The organism is Paenibacillus sp. FSL R5-0470, from assembly GCF_037975205.1.
In the GTDB taxonomy this organism is placed as follows: domain Bacteria; phylum Bacillota; class Bacilli; order Paenibacillales; family Paenibacillaceae; genus Paenibacillus_AQ.
Genome location: NZ_CP150238.1, coordinates 1,568,897 through 1,581,425, shown reverse-complemented (window position 1 = coordinate 1,581,425; position 12,529 = coordinate 1,568,897). Strand labels below are relative to the sequence as shown.

Genomic DNA, 12,529 nt, shown 5'->3' with positions numbered 1-12,529 from the left:
TAACTAAGATGCTTATGCTGTAAGCTGCTTATATTTAGTAGTCAGTTCATGGAACCATTGCTTGTCCTGTAAGGTCAACGCAAAATCGATCAGCTCGGCAATCTCACTTGGCTGCAAATCAGCTGAATCATTAAAAGATACTTCAGCGGTTGCAGTGGCTTCTCCATTCCCATTCTCTGCATAATCATAAGAGAAGCATATCTTGATATCACTTTCCAGAAATTCGTTACGCAGGAAATATAACACCTCACACATTAGCACAGGTCTAACATGATCATCAAAGACACATTCCATAACCTTCGCCCAGTACTGCTGATTGCTGAGGTGTAGCTTATCATTGGTTAAGAGATATTTCTCACCCTGAAAATCAGTGACAAATCTCAGCTCAAGCGGCTTCATTTTAAAAATAGTAGCAATTTGCTTCATGCTAATATTCAGAATGTCTTGCGTTTCTAGTCTGATCATCTCTCATGCACCTCGTCCCTCTTAGTTGGGTTACCTGAAACCTGATGATATCTATAATTTCGTTAAATGCCAATAATGTAAAATTAACTCTATTCAATCACTTTAATTTTTATCTAATTTAACATTATTATCGTCAACTGACTACGCTTTGTTAATATTTTTTCATTAATTCCACAGAAAAATGTTTCAATCTTTGTCCATCTGTTTAATATTTATATTTAAAAACTTAGTCTTTCTTATTTTCACAACAAAAAACTGTTCTGAATGGTCATCATCGACCTCAAAACAGTCTTTTGCCTAGTTATTAATCAGTTAACTTTACTTAAACAAACAATGGCACTAACTGTATTCCTTCAGGCGAGATCCGAACAAGTCCTTTATCCGTGATGCGTAGCGTCGGGATAACCGCCAATGCAAGCAGCGATAAAGTCATAAATGCGTAGTTCAAAGTACAGCCAGCATCATATAGCGCTTTGCTGATCGCAGCTGATTTTGCAGCAGCAATTTCGAACGGTTCCGTGGACATTAGACCTGCAATAGCCAACGGGAATAATGTTTCCCCACTGGATGTGATCATGCAAACACCACCCTGGGCATCCCCCACCGCATTTGCAGCTTTAGCCATTAACTCATCATCATTGCCGATGACGAGTACATTATGACTATCGTGAGCAACCGTCATTGCAATGGCAGCCGGCTCTTTAAATCCAATGCCTTCAACAACGGCCACTGATTTATTGCCTGTACCTTTATGACGTTCGAGCACTGCGATTTTGCACAAACCTTCTATAGCATTTACATCCAGTCGCCCCTCCACTACAGGTATCGAAACCATACGCTCAATAGTCTCCACATGATTTTCTCTTACTTTAATAACTCTTGTAGTAAGTTCACCTGTTTGAATTGGAGCAGCAATGATGAAATCTTCTGAAGTAGGACGCTGTGGCAAATGAACCGAAGCCAACACTTCCTCCGGATAAGTGAATTTAGCAAGTTCTGCCGTCATTACTCCGTTCTCCGCAACTACTACACCTGCGGCAATTGTCAGCACCACATTAATATCCGCCAAATTCCCGTCTAAAAGGATGATATCTGCAAAAGAACCCGGAGTAATAGATCCGATATCCCGCGCTAAACCAAAGCGTTCAGCAGTATTAATGGTAGCCATTTGGATAGCCGTTATAGGCTTAACACCTTGAGCAATAGCATCATGCAGGACGAAATTCATATGCCCTTCATCTCGTAAGGATTCCGAACTACGATCATCCGTTACCAGCATCATTCGGCGTGTATCAATGCCGTGTTCTGTATGGGCCGTAATTGTTTTAGCCACATCATGCCAAGCGGAACCCCGGCGCATTTTGGCATACATCCCCAGTCGAACGCGCTCAATCACATCGTCTGCCGTCACACACTCATGATCGCCAGTCACCCCTGCCGCAGCATACACGGGCAGTCTCCAGTCGCTGGAAGGCCATGTGAAATGACCATCTACAAATCTGCCTGCCCGCAGCGTAGCTTGAATTTCGCCAAGCATTTTCTCATCGCCATAAACAACGCCAGGAAAATTCATCACTTCACCCAGCGCAATCACATCGGGTCCCCAAGTAAAGGCTTCTGCCACTTCTTCTGGTCCAATAGAAGCTCCCGTTGTCTCGAATTCCGCACCTGCCGCAGGCACACAAGAAGCCACCTGCATGTAAGCCGCTAACGGTGTTCCCCGCATCTCATCGAGCATCAATTGAATCCCCTTCAGCCCAAATACATTAGCAATCTCATGAGCATCAAAGAAACCACCTGTTGTACCCAGCGGCAGAACCGCACGGGAGAATTCAGTAACGGTCAGCTGTGTGCTCTCAATATGACAATGGCCATCGAGTAGTCCCGGAGCTATATACTTACCGTTCGCCTCAATAACCTGCGTTCCTTCACCAATCATATGTGTCACATCTTTACCAACATAAGCGATACGTCCACCTTGTATACCAACAGACATTCCTTCTAAAATTTCACCAGAGCATACATTAACCAGCTTTCCACCTGTAATTACTAGTGTTGCCGGTTTATCGCCTCTTGCCGTAGCCACAAGCTCAGGTACACAATCTGCTAAAGGCTTTCTTGTAAAAGTTGTCATTTTCATCTCTCCCCCGTTAGTATCCAAGTGCGTTCTTGATGTAGTGAATAGATTCATAATAATAGAGGATTGCTTAACCATCGGCTGTGTTGATATCATAGTTGGCAAATCTGATATTGTACGAAAAAACGGCTCCGTCATCCCTGTAGATGATAGCCGTTTTCTTAATCCAAAGATTGTCCAACACTCCGGACATGCCCCTGGTATGAACTCACCCGCCAGCATCTATTCCAACGATTATCTTACGTTTTCCTCATATACGTCAAGTGCCGCTTGAACACCAAGTCCGTAAAAAACTTCAAATCCGTGTCGCAGCAACGCTGCTTCCAAAGCTCCAAGCAAACGCAGCACATTATTCATACGGCAGCTAAAGCCCATCGTGCCGATGCGCCAGATCTTACCTTTCAGAGGTCCAAAGGAGCTGGCAATTTCAATGCCGAACCGCTCCAGCAGCAGCGTACGTACAGATTCCCCGTCTATGCCCTCAGGAATCAGCACACAGGTAACAACGGTAAGTTTGCAGGACGGCTCCCCATAAAGTTCAAGCCCCATAGCTGTTAATCCAGCTACAAGTGCTTTTTCATGGAGGATATGTCTGGCGAATCTGGCATCCAGCCCTTCTTCAAGGGTAAGCCGCAAGCCCTCCCGCAGTGCATAAAGCATTGAGGTCATCTCTGTATGATGATTGAGACGTTGCGGGCTCCAATAATCCTGAAGCATGCCAAGATCGAAATAGTTGCTGCGGACAAAAGACAACTCACCAGGCTGAACATCGCTGATTCTAATCCCAAGTTCTACTCGTTTACGGGACATAAGCTTAGCCTCAGCGCGGTCATTATATGTTATTGGTGCCATACCGGAGGGGACGGACAGGCATTTCTGTGTACCTCCTACGACCGCATCCAGCATCCAAGCATCCGTTTCGACAGGAATGCCCCCAAGAGTTGCAACTGCGTCAACTATGAAAAGAGCATCCATTCGGCGGCAGGCTCTGCCAATTTCCGCGAGTGGCTGCACCCGTCCTGTAGAGGTCTCACCATGCACCATCGCTACCACATTTGGCTTAAAAGTCTCCATAGCCGCTATCACTTCCTCCGGTTCAAACACACTTCCCCATGGCTTTTCCAGAACGAATACCTCAGCGCCACAACGTTCGGCAATCTCATGAAGCAGGTGTCCGAAGCGGCCAAAGATCGGAATCAGCACACGTTCCCCCGGCAGGATTAAGCTGACCATCACCGCCTCAATACCAGCGCGAGAGGTCCCATCTATAGGGTAGGCCCATGAATTACGAGTAGCAAACAGCTCCCGCAGCATTTCCATCGTTTCATTCATAATAGAGGTGAACTCTGGATCAAACTGACCCAGCACCGGAAAAGACATCGCCCGCAGTACACGCGGATCAACCTCGACCGGACCCGGAGTCATAATACAGCGTTGGGACGGCGACAAATCTTCGTATCGCTTCATGATGATCCTCCCTTCAAGTAGAAACGGCTATGCCGTCCTTTAAGGGACGGGCTCCGTTTCAGCGAGAAATATAAGGATAAAGTATAGAGTAAAACATATACTTTATCCTTATATTTTAAAGTTCTGCGAACTCTTTTTAATAAGCTAACTCATATAACATCGCAGTCAGAACCTCAAGCCCAGCCGCAAGCTGCTCGGGGGATGTATACTCTTCCGGTGAATGGCTGATACCCGCACGACTGGGTACAAAAATCATCGCAGTAGGGCAACGCGGCGCAAACAGTTGGGCGTCATGTCCCGCTCCACTTACCATCATGCGGTACGTCTTCCCCTGTTGGCGGCAGATATTTTCCAGCATCGCAGATAGCTTCGTATCCATAGGCGCAGGGACTGTGTGGAGCACGGATGTAACCTCAAGAGTCACCCCACGTTTAACAGCAATTTCATTACATTCCGCAAGAAGCTTCTCACAGAAACGTTCCAGTTCGTCCTCTTCACTATGGCGGATATCTAGTGTAAAAAGAACCTCACCCGGGATCACATTTGGCGTATTCGGATACACCTCAAGCTTGCCCGAGGTTGCCACAAGAGGTTCACCAGCCTTTTTAGCAGAGCTTTCAAGCAAGTACAGCATTTCAACCGCACTAGCCAGTGCATCCTGCCGCATCAACATCGGTGTCGTGCCCGCATGATTAGCAATACCACTGACCTTGACCACATATCGTCTCTGACCAACAATCCCCTGAACTACGCCTATCTGAGTGTCTGTCTTCTCCAGAATAATCCCCTGCTCGATGTGCAGTTCTACAAAAGCACCAATATCATTTCTGACTCCATTCTCATCTGTTACACCTTGCAAAAAGCTGGATTCCGTCATTGCTGCCTGTAATGTCAAGCCCTCTGCATCCATACAGGTCTCGGCCTCGCTTCCGTCATACCTTTGGGTGACATGGCCCGAACCCCAATAAGCAAGCGGAAATCGGCTCCCCTCTTCTTCACAAAAAGATACGACCTCAAGCGTCCGCTGCGGCTGGCCAAAGTTCCTCTGCAAATCTTGAAGCGCAATCATAGCCGTAGCGATCCCATAGGCACCATCATATTTTCCGCCATTGACTACAGTATCGATATGCGATCCGGTTAAAATAACCTTTTGCTGCGGATTGCATCCACTCAATCGTCCATATACATTGCCAACCTTGTCTATGGAAACTTCTAAGCCGAGCCCAGCCATTTTTTCCTGCAAAAAAATCTGCGCCCGGCTCCATTCCTCCGTATATAGCAGTCTAGTAACTCCTGGCCCAGGTGTGCTGAATGCCGCCAGCTCCTCCAGCAGCTCCAGCAGTTTCTGAGTCGAAGCTTGAACTCTGGAATCATTCATAGGCTGTACTGCTCCTTCCTAATTCGCAGCCACTGTCCACCCCCCTCACTGATCATTCCTTCTTCAGAGGTATAGATCACATTCCCGCGACAGATCGTAGCAACTACCTTGCAGGATAAAGTTCTTCCGATGTAAGGGCTGTGCTTGTGGCGATACAATAAATCCTCCGCAGTCAGCGTATAGGTTGTGCTTGGATTCAGCAGAACTAGATCGGCATCTAGACCTAGGGCTATAGCGCCTTTACGATGCTCTATTCCAAAACGTTTTGCGGGTTGCCCTGCAAGCAGACTGGAAATTAATGTAACATCCAAACCCCGCACATTCACGCCTTCATGGAACATAAGCTCCAGACTGCTCTGCGCACCCGAGATCCCACCCCAAGCTGCAAAAAAAGACAAGTCCGGCTTCACCTTCAATTCCGCTGGACAGGGGGAATGATCCGAAGCAATCAGATCGATTTTGCCTTGGGCCAGCATCTCCCATAACTTATCCTGCTCCACCGCACTTCGCAGCGGAGGCGCACACTTCGCCACAGGGCCTAAAGCCTCCATATCATTTTCAGTGAGCACCAGATAATGTGGACAGGTTTCTGCCGAAACGTCCAGACCTCGAAGCTTAGCTTCATAGATTTTCTCAATGGCGGCGGCCGTGCTGATATGAACAAAATGCAACCGGCAACCAGTACGTTCACTGTACAGCAGCGCCCTGGACACTGCCTCCAGCTCTGCTTCAGCAGGGCGGCAAGCCGCAAAATCACTTGCGCTGGTTCTGCCATTTCGCACTGCATCTGCGGTCAACACCGCCGTGATAGCCTCACTTTCTGCATGCAGCGCCAGAATCCCGCCCAGAGAAGCGATTCGCTGCATCCCTTGATAGAGTGTATCCTCATCCACTTCACGGAATCTGCCTTCGCCCTCCCCTCCAGGATTGGAGAGAAAGGCTTTAAACCCAGTGACGCCAGCAGCTGCCAATGCTTCCAAATCATCCAGATTTCCCGGAACGAGACCACCCCACAGCACATAATCAACGGCAGAGTTTCCAGCCGCAGCATCTACCTTTTGACGAAGCGCAGCCTCGTTCACAGTCGGTGGATTACCGTTAAGCGGCATATCTGCGTAGGTTGTGCAGCCGCCAGCTGCCAACGCCGCAGAACCACTGCGAAAACCTTCCCAATGTCCAAACGTTGGCTCATTAAAGTGGACATGCATATCAATCATACCGGGGAGGACATAGAACCCATCTGCCTCGATGACTTTGGTTAGCGGCGCAAGCGAAAGATCCTCCCCAAGTGCGACAATCTTACCCTCTGATACAGCAATATCCAGCTTGAGTACCTGATCGGGCAGCACTACATTCCCGTTCTTAATCACAAGTTCATAGGATTCCTTCATGAGCTGCCACCTCCTAAGGTCATCAACTTTCTCCTAACTCCCCCGATACGTACTATATCCACCAGGAGCTACTAGCAAAGGTACATGGTAGTGTTGCATGGAGCTCTCTATATGAAAGCGAATAGGTATCTGTTCTAGAAAAAAAGACATCTCACGTTGAGTATCTACTGACGCTTTGGTATCCGCTCTACGGTAGTAATCGCCAACCATAAACAGCAGCTCGTAACATCCAGCCTCCATTTCGTTTCCCTCCAGCAGCGGAGCATCCAGCCTCCCGTCACTGTTCGTGACTTCTTCACACAGAAGCTTGCTCATCCCATCCGTAAGCTTCCAGAGCTGAAGCGTCAGACCTGTAGCAGGAATCCCCCGCGACAGATCCAGCACATGGGTGGTAAGACGCCCGCTCATTACGCTGTCTCTCCGGCCAGATCTGCACGGCTAACAGAAAAGCCCTGAAAACCATAAGGTGGACGAGGTTCGGTGAAGACTCCACCTTTAGTTTCTTCAGGCTCAACAATGGTTTCCCAAGTCCGGTTATTGGACTCAAATGAAACGGTAGCCAGCTGTGGAAAACCGGACAATACGCGCAGCCCAATTTGATAAATCAACGATTGGATTGATGGACTGTTCAGCTCATGAAAAGCGCTATGGGCGATATCGCGAACCTGCTCCGATGCCACATATTGGCCTAGATCTCCATCCAGAGCATGCTCAACATCACTGTAGGTCCAGTTAATATTCAGAAAAATATAAAGCGGACGGTCAAAGCTCTCCGGCAATGTTGTGTACTCATCACGGACGAATCCATAAAACGAGCTTCCGCTCACTTTTATCAGCTGTAAATCCTTCAATCGGCATTCATGAGCGATAACCTCAGTCCCATTCTCTCCACGTTTTATAGTTAACGAAGCCGAATAAGATTCATTATTGGAGTGACGCAGTACTAAATGACTCTGTTTAAGCCCCTCACCCCCGGGCACCATCACCTGTTCAAAAGGTAACCGGTCTGCGGATACTGAAACTGCGGTGACATGATCGTATTTATCGAGAAAACGGCTGCTTAGAAGCTGCAGTAGCCCCTCCGTTGTGCTTCCAGTGTAGTCCGCGGTATTGCGCAGGATGAAATTTTTCATAGAATCGGTAGCAACAACCATGGAATTATCCCCCTCTGAAAAAGAAGGAAGAAACGCTTCGCCCGTGACTGCGAATGTAATATTATGTGCGAATATAATGTTGTCGCAGCCTGTGAAGGAAGATTCGGGAACGGGGATAACGGCCAGCGGTTTAGCATAGGTACGATAAGTTAGCACATCACTTTTTCCATAAAACATTGTACGTCCGTTAATTGGTTCCAGCATGGCTGACACCCTCCCCGTTTATGATGAATGAATGAATGAATAATTAAATAATTAAATAATTAAATCACTTAGGCGAAATCTCGTAATTGTACCGACTTCAGAAAAGGCTTGAACCCATTCCTCTTGAGGGGAACGCTCAACTCGCACTCCAATGGCGATGATAATGTCATCTTTGTTTTTGCCACGAACCGCTAGAATAAAAGGGAAATGAAATTTGTCCGTATACTTTCGATTCAGATCATTTAATAGATTGAACTCTTCCGTTGTTAGCCGATCCAGTCCAGCTCCCTGCTGCTCTGAGGCAGACAAAGCCGTAACTTGAAGCCTAGTCGCCAAATCTGGGTGAGCTTTTAATAGTCCCTCCATTCGGCTCCGGTCAGCACTCAGTACGGTCTGCATCATGGTGCTATGCAAATGCTCTAAAGAATGGAACGGAATCTGCTTATACGCCTCCTCTGCTACCCACGGTGAATGTTCAAAAATGCCGCCTAGATGCTTCACAAAATCCGTTATACTCATGGCATTTATCTCTTCCAACGTAATCCTGCCTTCAGAAACAGCCATCCACTCAACCTCCAATAGCTTTGTTTACAGCTCGTAAAATACCCCCGTACCCCGTACAGCGACAAATGTTACCCGATAAAGCTTCTTCCACTTCAGCCTGAGTAGGATGCGGGTTCTCTTCCAGCAGAGCAACCACCGAGATAACCATCCCTGGTGTACAATAACCGCATTGGAACCCCCCCTCTTCTAAAAAAGCCCGCTGAACGGAATGCAGGCCTACTTCACTAAGACCCTCAATCGTTGTAATTTCCGCACCTGAGCATTGATAGGCCATGACCAGACATGAATTCACTGGACGTCCATCCACTAGCACCATACATGCCCCGCAGCGGCCAATCTCACAAGAACGTTTTGTGCCGGTCAGCTCCAAATCTTCACGTATGACCTTTAAAAGCCGGCGGGAGGGTGGAATCTCCGTGGATATCGCTTTCCCATTAAGATTGCAATTAAAGGTGAACCTCTCTTCTGCAAAAGCTTCCTCAGACGATAAGGGGGCAAGGTTATCTTCATCTAGATTGGGATCTGAATTATGGCTCGACATGGATGTTCACCACCTTTTGTGGAATAAACGGTGTAGACTGCAGCCATTCGGGATCAATGGGCAGCTTGGTTACCCGCTTCCCTACAGCCTGAAATATGGCTGACGCGACTGCCGGAGCTAAATTGACGGAACCCACCTCTCCAATGCCGCGAGGACCGTACGTGTCATGATCCGGCAACTCCTCTATCGGCTGCACCTGAATGCTGCCATTCATATCGGCAATGGTCGGCACCAAATAGGTGTCTAAATTTTTGGTGACATAGCTGCCGCCCGATATCACAGCATCCTCTGACAAGGTGAAGCCTACCGCCATACTGCTGCCACCCTCGATCTGCCCGAGATAACCTTGCGGATTAGCCACCGGCCCCGCCGCTACCGCATGATATTGATCCAGTACACGAACACGTCCAGTAAGCAGATTAACTTCCACGCGGACTGCGATTGCAGAATAGGTGTATAGGAAATGTGCCCCCACTCTTTTAAAGGGTGTGGTTGGATAAGTAAACTTTGTATTACAGACAATGGGTTCTGAAATACGCTGTGCCAAGTCCTTGTAAGTCAGAAGCAGACCGCCGTCTTTTAGCCAAATGCCGCCAGGGCCGAGCTTCATTTCATAGTTATCCAGCTCTGGCTTTATCATCGCAGCTGCCTGCAGCACTCGAGCGGTGAAGTCTGGACGCAGCCGTTTTAAGGCCATCCACATCATGCTGGTTGATCGGGAAGCCGTACTAGATCCGCTATCGGGCACAACATCCGTATCGCCAATGACGATGCTTAGATCCTCTGCCGCCAAGCCAAACTGTTCAATCAGCATTTGTTCCATTGTTGCGATTAACCCCTGACCAAACTCCTCGTAACCAAACACCGCCTCAATTTTGCCCTCTAGCGTCAAAGAGAGCCTGCCACCCGCCGGATCGGGAATACCATAGCCAAGTCCTGCACCATGCATAGCTATAGCAGCACCCGTTCCAGTTACGATCCAAGGTTCCACAACACCTGAATCACTGTCTGTAGATGCGGCCTCAGTCATAAGAGGCGAACCCGCCAGCGCTTCCCACACCTGAAAGGCACCATCGGTCTGAGCAATTTCCTGACCCAGCGGCCCCAGATCTCCATATTTACGCAAATTGCGGCGGCGCATTTCCCACGGATCGATCTGCAATCGCTCAGCCAACCGATCGATTTGTCCCTCCAAAGCGAAAATCGCCTGATTGCCGCCAAAACCGCGAAATTCACCAGATACACCGTTATTGGTATATACAGCAAAACCCTTCACATCCACATGATCGATGATATAGGGGCCCATCACATGTTCTGTCGCAAAGTTGAGCACCTCCGCCCCCAGTGTTGCGTAAGCTCCCGTATCCGAAATAATTCTGACCTGATGTGCCCTGATGATTCCTTCGGGGTCGCAGCCAGTCTTCATGGTGATTTTCATGGGATGGCGTTTTAGTCCTGCACGTACCGATTCAGCTCTCGAATTATGCAGTCTTACCGGACGGAGTGTCCGCAAGGCGAGCAGCGCTCCATACGGCTGTACATTCAGCTCGTCTTTTCCTCCAAAGGACCCGCCGATAGGACTCGAGATGACGCGAATATCTTCTTGAGGAATAGCCAGAATTCTGGATAGCTGCAGGCGATCCATCAACCCATGTTGTGTAGCTGAATATACGGTAAGCCGTCCGTTATCCTCTGGGATAAACAGTCCACCTTCAGTCTCCATATAGGTGTGCATTTGGCGTGGTGTATAATAAGTCTCCTCTACCACATGACAGCAATCCGTAAATACCGTTTCCGGCTCCCCTTTCCGATATTCCGTATGATGAAGCACGTTTCCCTCGGCATGCAGCAGAATTGCGTCCTTTTTCATCGCCTCTTCCGGATTATCGAGTAAGGGTAGAAGCTCATAATCCACTTCGATAAGAGATAAGGCGTATTCCGCAATTTCGTCCGTCTCTGCCGCGACTGCCGCAATCGCATCGCCAGTGTAACGCACACGGTCACTGCAAAATACCGGTTGATGCGGCAAAGCTATGCCAAAGCCGTTAAGTCCGGGCACATCCTCATGAGTAATTACAGCGTGTACACCAGGGACTTCAACGGCCTTCTCAATGCGTATGGACAAAATACGAGCATGTGCCTGCTCACTGCGGAGCACGCGGCCGATCAACATTCCTTCTGCCCTCATGTCGGTCAAATACTGCAGCTTACCGGATACCTTGCCCTCTCCATCGGGTCGTGTACGCCAGCGGCTACCGCTGGATTCCTTATTCAGCAGCATTTTCCCTCTCTCCTTTCGTCGGGTTATTCACCTCTTAACTCCGTATATTCATAGCCTTCCACAGCTCAGATACAACCAAATTCCCAGCAGTCTTTTTCTTGTAAAGTTCTGATGCAAAGGGATCACTATACGTCTCAAAGCTGTTCTCAACCCCTTCATATAAAGAAGCCAACAGCTCCTCTGTATACCTCACACCTTCAAGCATAACTTCAGCCCTACTTAGTCGCTGCGGCCGCCCAGAGCCCCCACCTGCGGCGATACGCACCTCACGGAAACGGAGTTCCTCATCGATTGATGCTGAGATTGCTACCGTTACAAGTGAAGGGGTGAACGCTTCCCGGCGGCCAACCTTACGGAAAATTTCTAGCCTATCCGTTAAGGGACTCTCTATGCGAGTAGGTGAGATGCGAATCTCAGCCACAAGATCTGCCGCAGGTTTTATCCCGCTCCAGTGATTGTTTAGCCACTCTATCAAAGGTAGTGCCGTCATAAATTTGCCGTCAAAGGAGATTAACTCCGCGTCATAGACCAGTAACGCAGGTAGAATATCTCCGAAGCCAGAAGCGATATTGCCCCCGAGCGTGGCAAGATTACGCACCGACGGAGCCGCTATGCAACGTGCAGCCTCTTGCAGCGCAGGAGCCACGGCCTGCAAATGCTCATTACTGCGGCACTGGGAGAGTGGAACAAGAGCGCCCAGAGATAAGTGAAATTCCGTTAAGGTAATGTCGCCGAGATTTGTGATTTGCCGAAGATCAATCAGCTGTTTGGGCATATGATCCGTTCCATTTTCCCACCCTGTTCTCAGCAATGTTCCTCCTGCGACATATCGGGAACTGTCTCCAAACTCCGTTTTTCTCTCCCAAGCTTCGTGCAGGCTGCGGGGTTGAATTACTTCAGGTAGCCTTCCATCCTCTTCCCTTATAACTCCCATACACTCCGCCCCC

11 protein-coding genes are annotated in these 12,529 nt (G+C 48.6%); all 11 read right to left on the bottom strand.

The window, feature by feature from the left end:
- Positions 1-12: 12 nt before the first annotated feature.
- The 11 genes from MKY99_RS06955 to MKY99_RS06905 all read right to left on the bottom strand — a co-directional run bounded on the left by MKY99_RS06955 (position 13) and on the right by MKY99_RS06905 (position 12,516).
- Positions 13-465 carry an IDEAL domain-containing protein gene (locus MKY99_RS06955; protein ID WP_339269512.1) on the bottom strand — a complete coding sequence of 151 codons (453 nt, stop codon included), beginning with the start codon at positions 463-465 and terminating at the stop codon, positions 13-15.
- A gap of 322 nt (positions 466-787) precedes the next feature.
- The gene (locus MKY99_RS06950) at positions 788-2,605 is read right to left on the bottom strand and encodes an adenine deaminase C-terminal domain-containing protein (RefSeq protein ID WP_339271527.1); all 1,818 of its coding nucleotides are present in this window, start codon (positions 2,603-2,605) and stop codon (positions 788-790) included.
- A gap of 231 nt (positions 2,606-2,836) precedes the next feature.
- Complete coding sequence (locus tag MKY99_RS06945; protein WP_339269510.1) at positions 2,837-4,069, bottom strand: alanine--glyoxylate aminotransferase family protein; 1,233 nt, start codon at positions 4,067-4,069, stop codon at positions 2,837-2,839.
- A gap of 136 nt (positions 4,070-4,205) precedes the next feature.
- A complete protein-coding gene (allC, locus tag MKY99_RS06940) occupies positions 4,206-5,447 on the bottom strand; it encodes an allantoate deiminase (protein WP_339269508.1) in 1,242 nt (413 codons plus the stop codon).
- On the bottom strand, positions 5,444-6,838 hold the full coding sequence (locus MKY99_RS06935; protein WP_339269507.1) for an allantoinase: 1,395 nt from the start codon (positions 6,836-6,838) through the stop codon (positions 5,444-5,446). The genes allC and MKY99_RS06935 overlap by 4 nt, the downstream gene beginning before the upstream one ends.
- Before the next feature lie 33 nt (positions 6,839-6,871).
- Positions 6,872-7,246 (bottom strand): hydroxyisourate hydrolase, encoded by a 375-nt coding sequence (gene uraH, locus MKY99_RS06930; protein WP_339269505.1) that lies wholly within the window; start codon positions 7,244-7,246, stop codon positions 6,872-6,874.
- Positions 7,246-8,196, bottom strand: a complete 951-nt coding sequence (pucL, locus tag MKY99_RS06925) for a factor-independent urate hydroxylase (protein WP_339269503.1) — start codon at positions 8,194-8,196, stop codon at positions 7,246-7,248. Before pucL ends, uraH begins: the two co-directional genes overlap by 1 nt.
- A gap of 51 nt (positions 8,197-8,247) precedes the next feature.
- Positions 8,248-8,760 carry a 2-oxo-4-hydroxy-4-carboxy-5-ureidoimidazoline decarboxylase gene (gene uraD / locus MKY99_RS06920; RefSeq protein ID WP_339269501.1) on the bottom strand — a complete coding sequence of 171 codons (513 nt, stop codon included), beginning with the start codon at positions 8,758-8,760 and terminating at the stop codon, positions 8,248-8,250.
- 4 nt (positions 8,761-8,764) lie between these two features.
- Entirely contained in the window at positions 8,765-9,301 is a 537-nt protein-coding gene (locus MKY99_RS06915) for a (2Fe-2S)-binding protein (RefSeq protein WP_339269499.1), read from the bottom strand.
- The gene (gene pucD, locus MKY99_RS06910) at positions 9,288-11,582 is read right to left on the bottom strand and encodes a xanthine dehydrogenase subunit D (RefSeq protein ID WP_339269497.1); all 2,295 of its coding nucleotides are present in this window, start codon (positions 11,580-11,582) and stop codon (positions 9,288-9,290) included. The genes MKY99_RS06915 and pucD overlap by 14 nt, the downstream gene beginning before the upstream one ends.
- Positions 11,583-11,616: 34 nt before the next feature.
- The gene (locus MKY99_RS06905; protein ID WP_339269496.1) at positions 11,617-12,516 is read right to left on the bottom strand and encodes an FAD binding domain-containing protein; all 900 of its coding nucleotides are present in this window, start codon (positions 12,514-12,516) and stop codon (positions 11,617-11,619) included.
- Positions 12,517-12,529: the final 13 nt, after the last annotated feature.

Excerpts from the sequence above, each read along its gene's own strand:
- MKY99_RS06955 (WP_339269512.1), bottom strand. The coding sequence starts at position 465 with ATGATCAGACTAGAAACGCAAGACATTCTGAATATTAGCATGAAGCAA.
- MKY99_RS06950 (WP_339271527.1), bottom strand. The coding sequence starts at position 2,605 with ATGAAAATGACAACTTTTACAAGAAAGCCTTTAGCAGATTGTGTACCT.
- MKY99_RS06945 (WP_339269510.1), bottom strand. The coding sequence starts at position 4,069 with ATGAAGCGATACGAAGATTTGTCGCCGTCCCAACGCTGTATTATGACT.
- allC (WP_339269508.1), bottom strand. The coding sequence starts at position 5,447 with ATGAATGATTCCAGAGTTCAAGCTTCGACTCAGAAACTGCTGGAGCTG.
- MKY99_RS06935 (WP_339269507.1), bottom strand. The coding sequence starts at position 6,838 with ATGAAGGAATCCTATGAACTTGTGATTAAGAACGGGAATGTAGTGCTG.
- uraH (WP_339269505.1), bottom strand. The coding sequence starts at position 7,246 with ATGAGCGGGCGTCTTACCACCCATGTGCTGGATCTGTCGCGGGGGATT.
- pucL (WP_339269503.1), bottom strand. The coding sequence starts at position 8,196 with ATGCTGGAACCAATTAACGGACGTACAATGTTTTATGGAAAAAGTGAT.
- uraD (WP_339269501.1), bottom strand. The coding sequence starts at position 8,760 with ATGGCTGTTTCTGAAGGCAGGATTACGTTGGAAGAGATAAATGCCATG.
- MKY99_RS06915 (WP_339269499.1), bottom strand. The coding sequence starts at position 9,301 with ATGTCGAGCCATAATTCAGATCCCAATCTAGATGAAGATAACCTTGCC.
- pucD (WP_339269497.1), bottom strand. The coding sequence starts at position 11,582 with ATGCTGCTGAATAAGGAATCCAGCGGTAGCCGCTGGCGTACACGACCC.
- MKY99_RS06905 (WP_339269496.1), bottom strand. The coding sequence starts at position 12,516 with ATGGGAGTTATAAGGGAAGAGGATGGAAGGCTACCTGAAGTAATTCAA.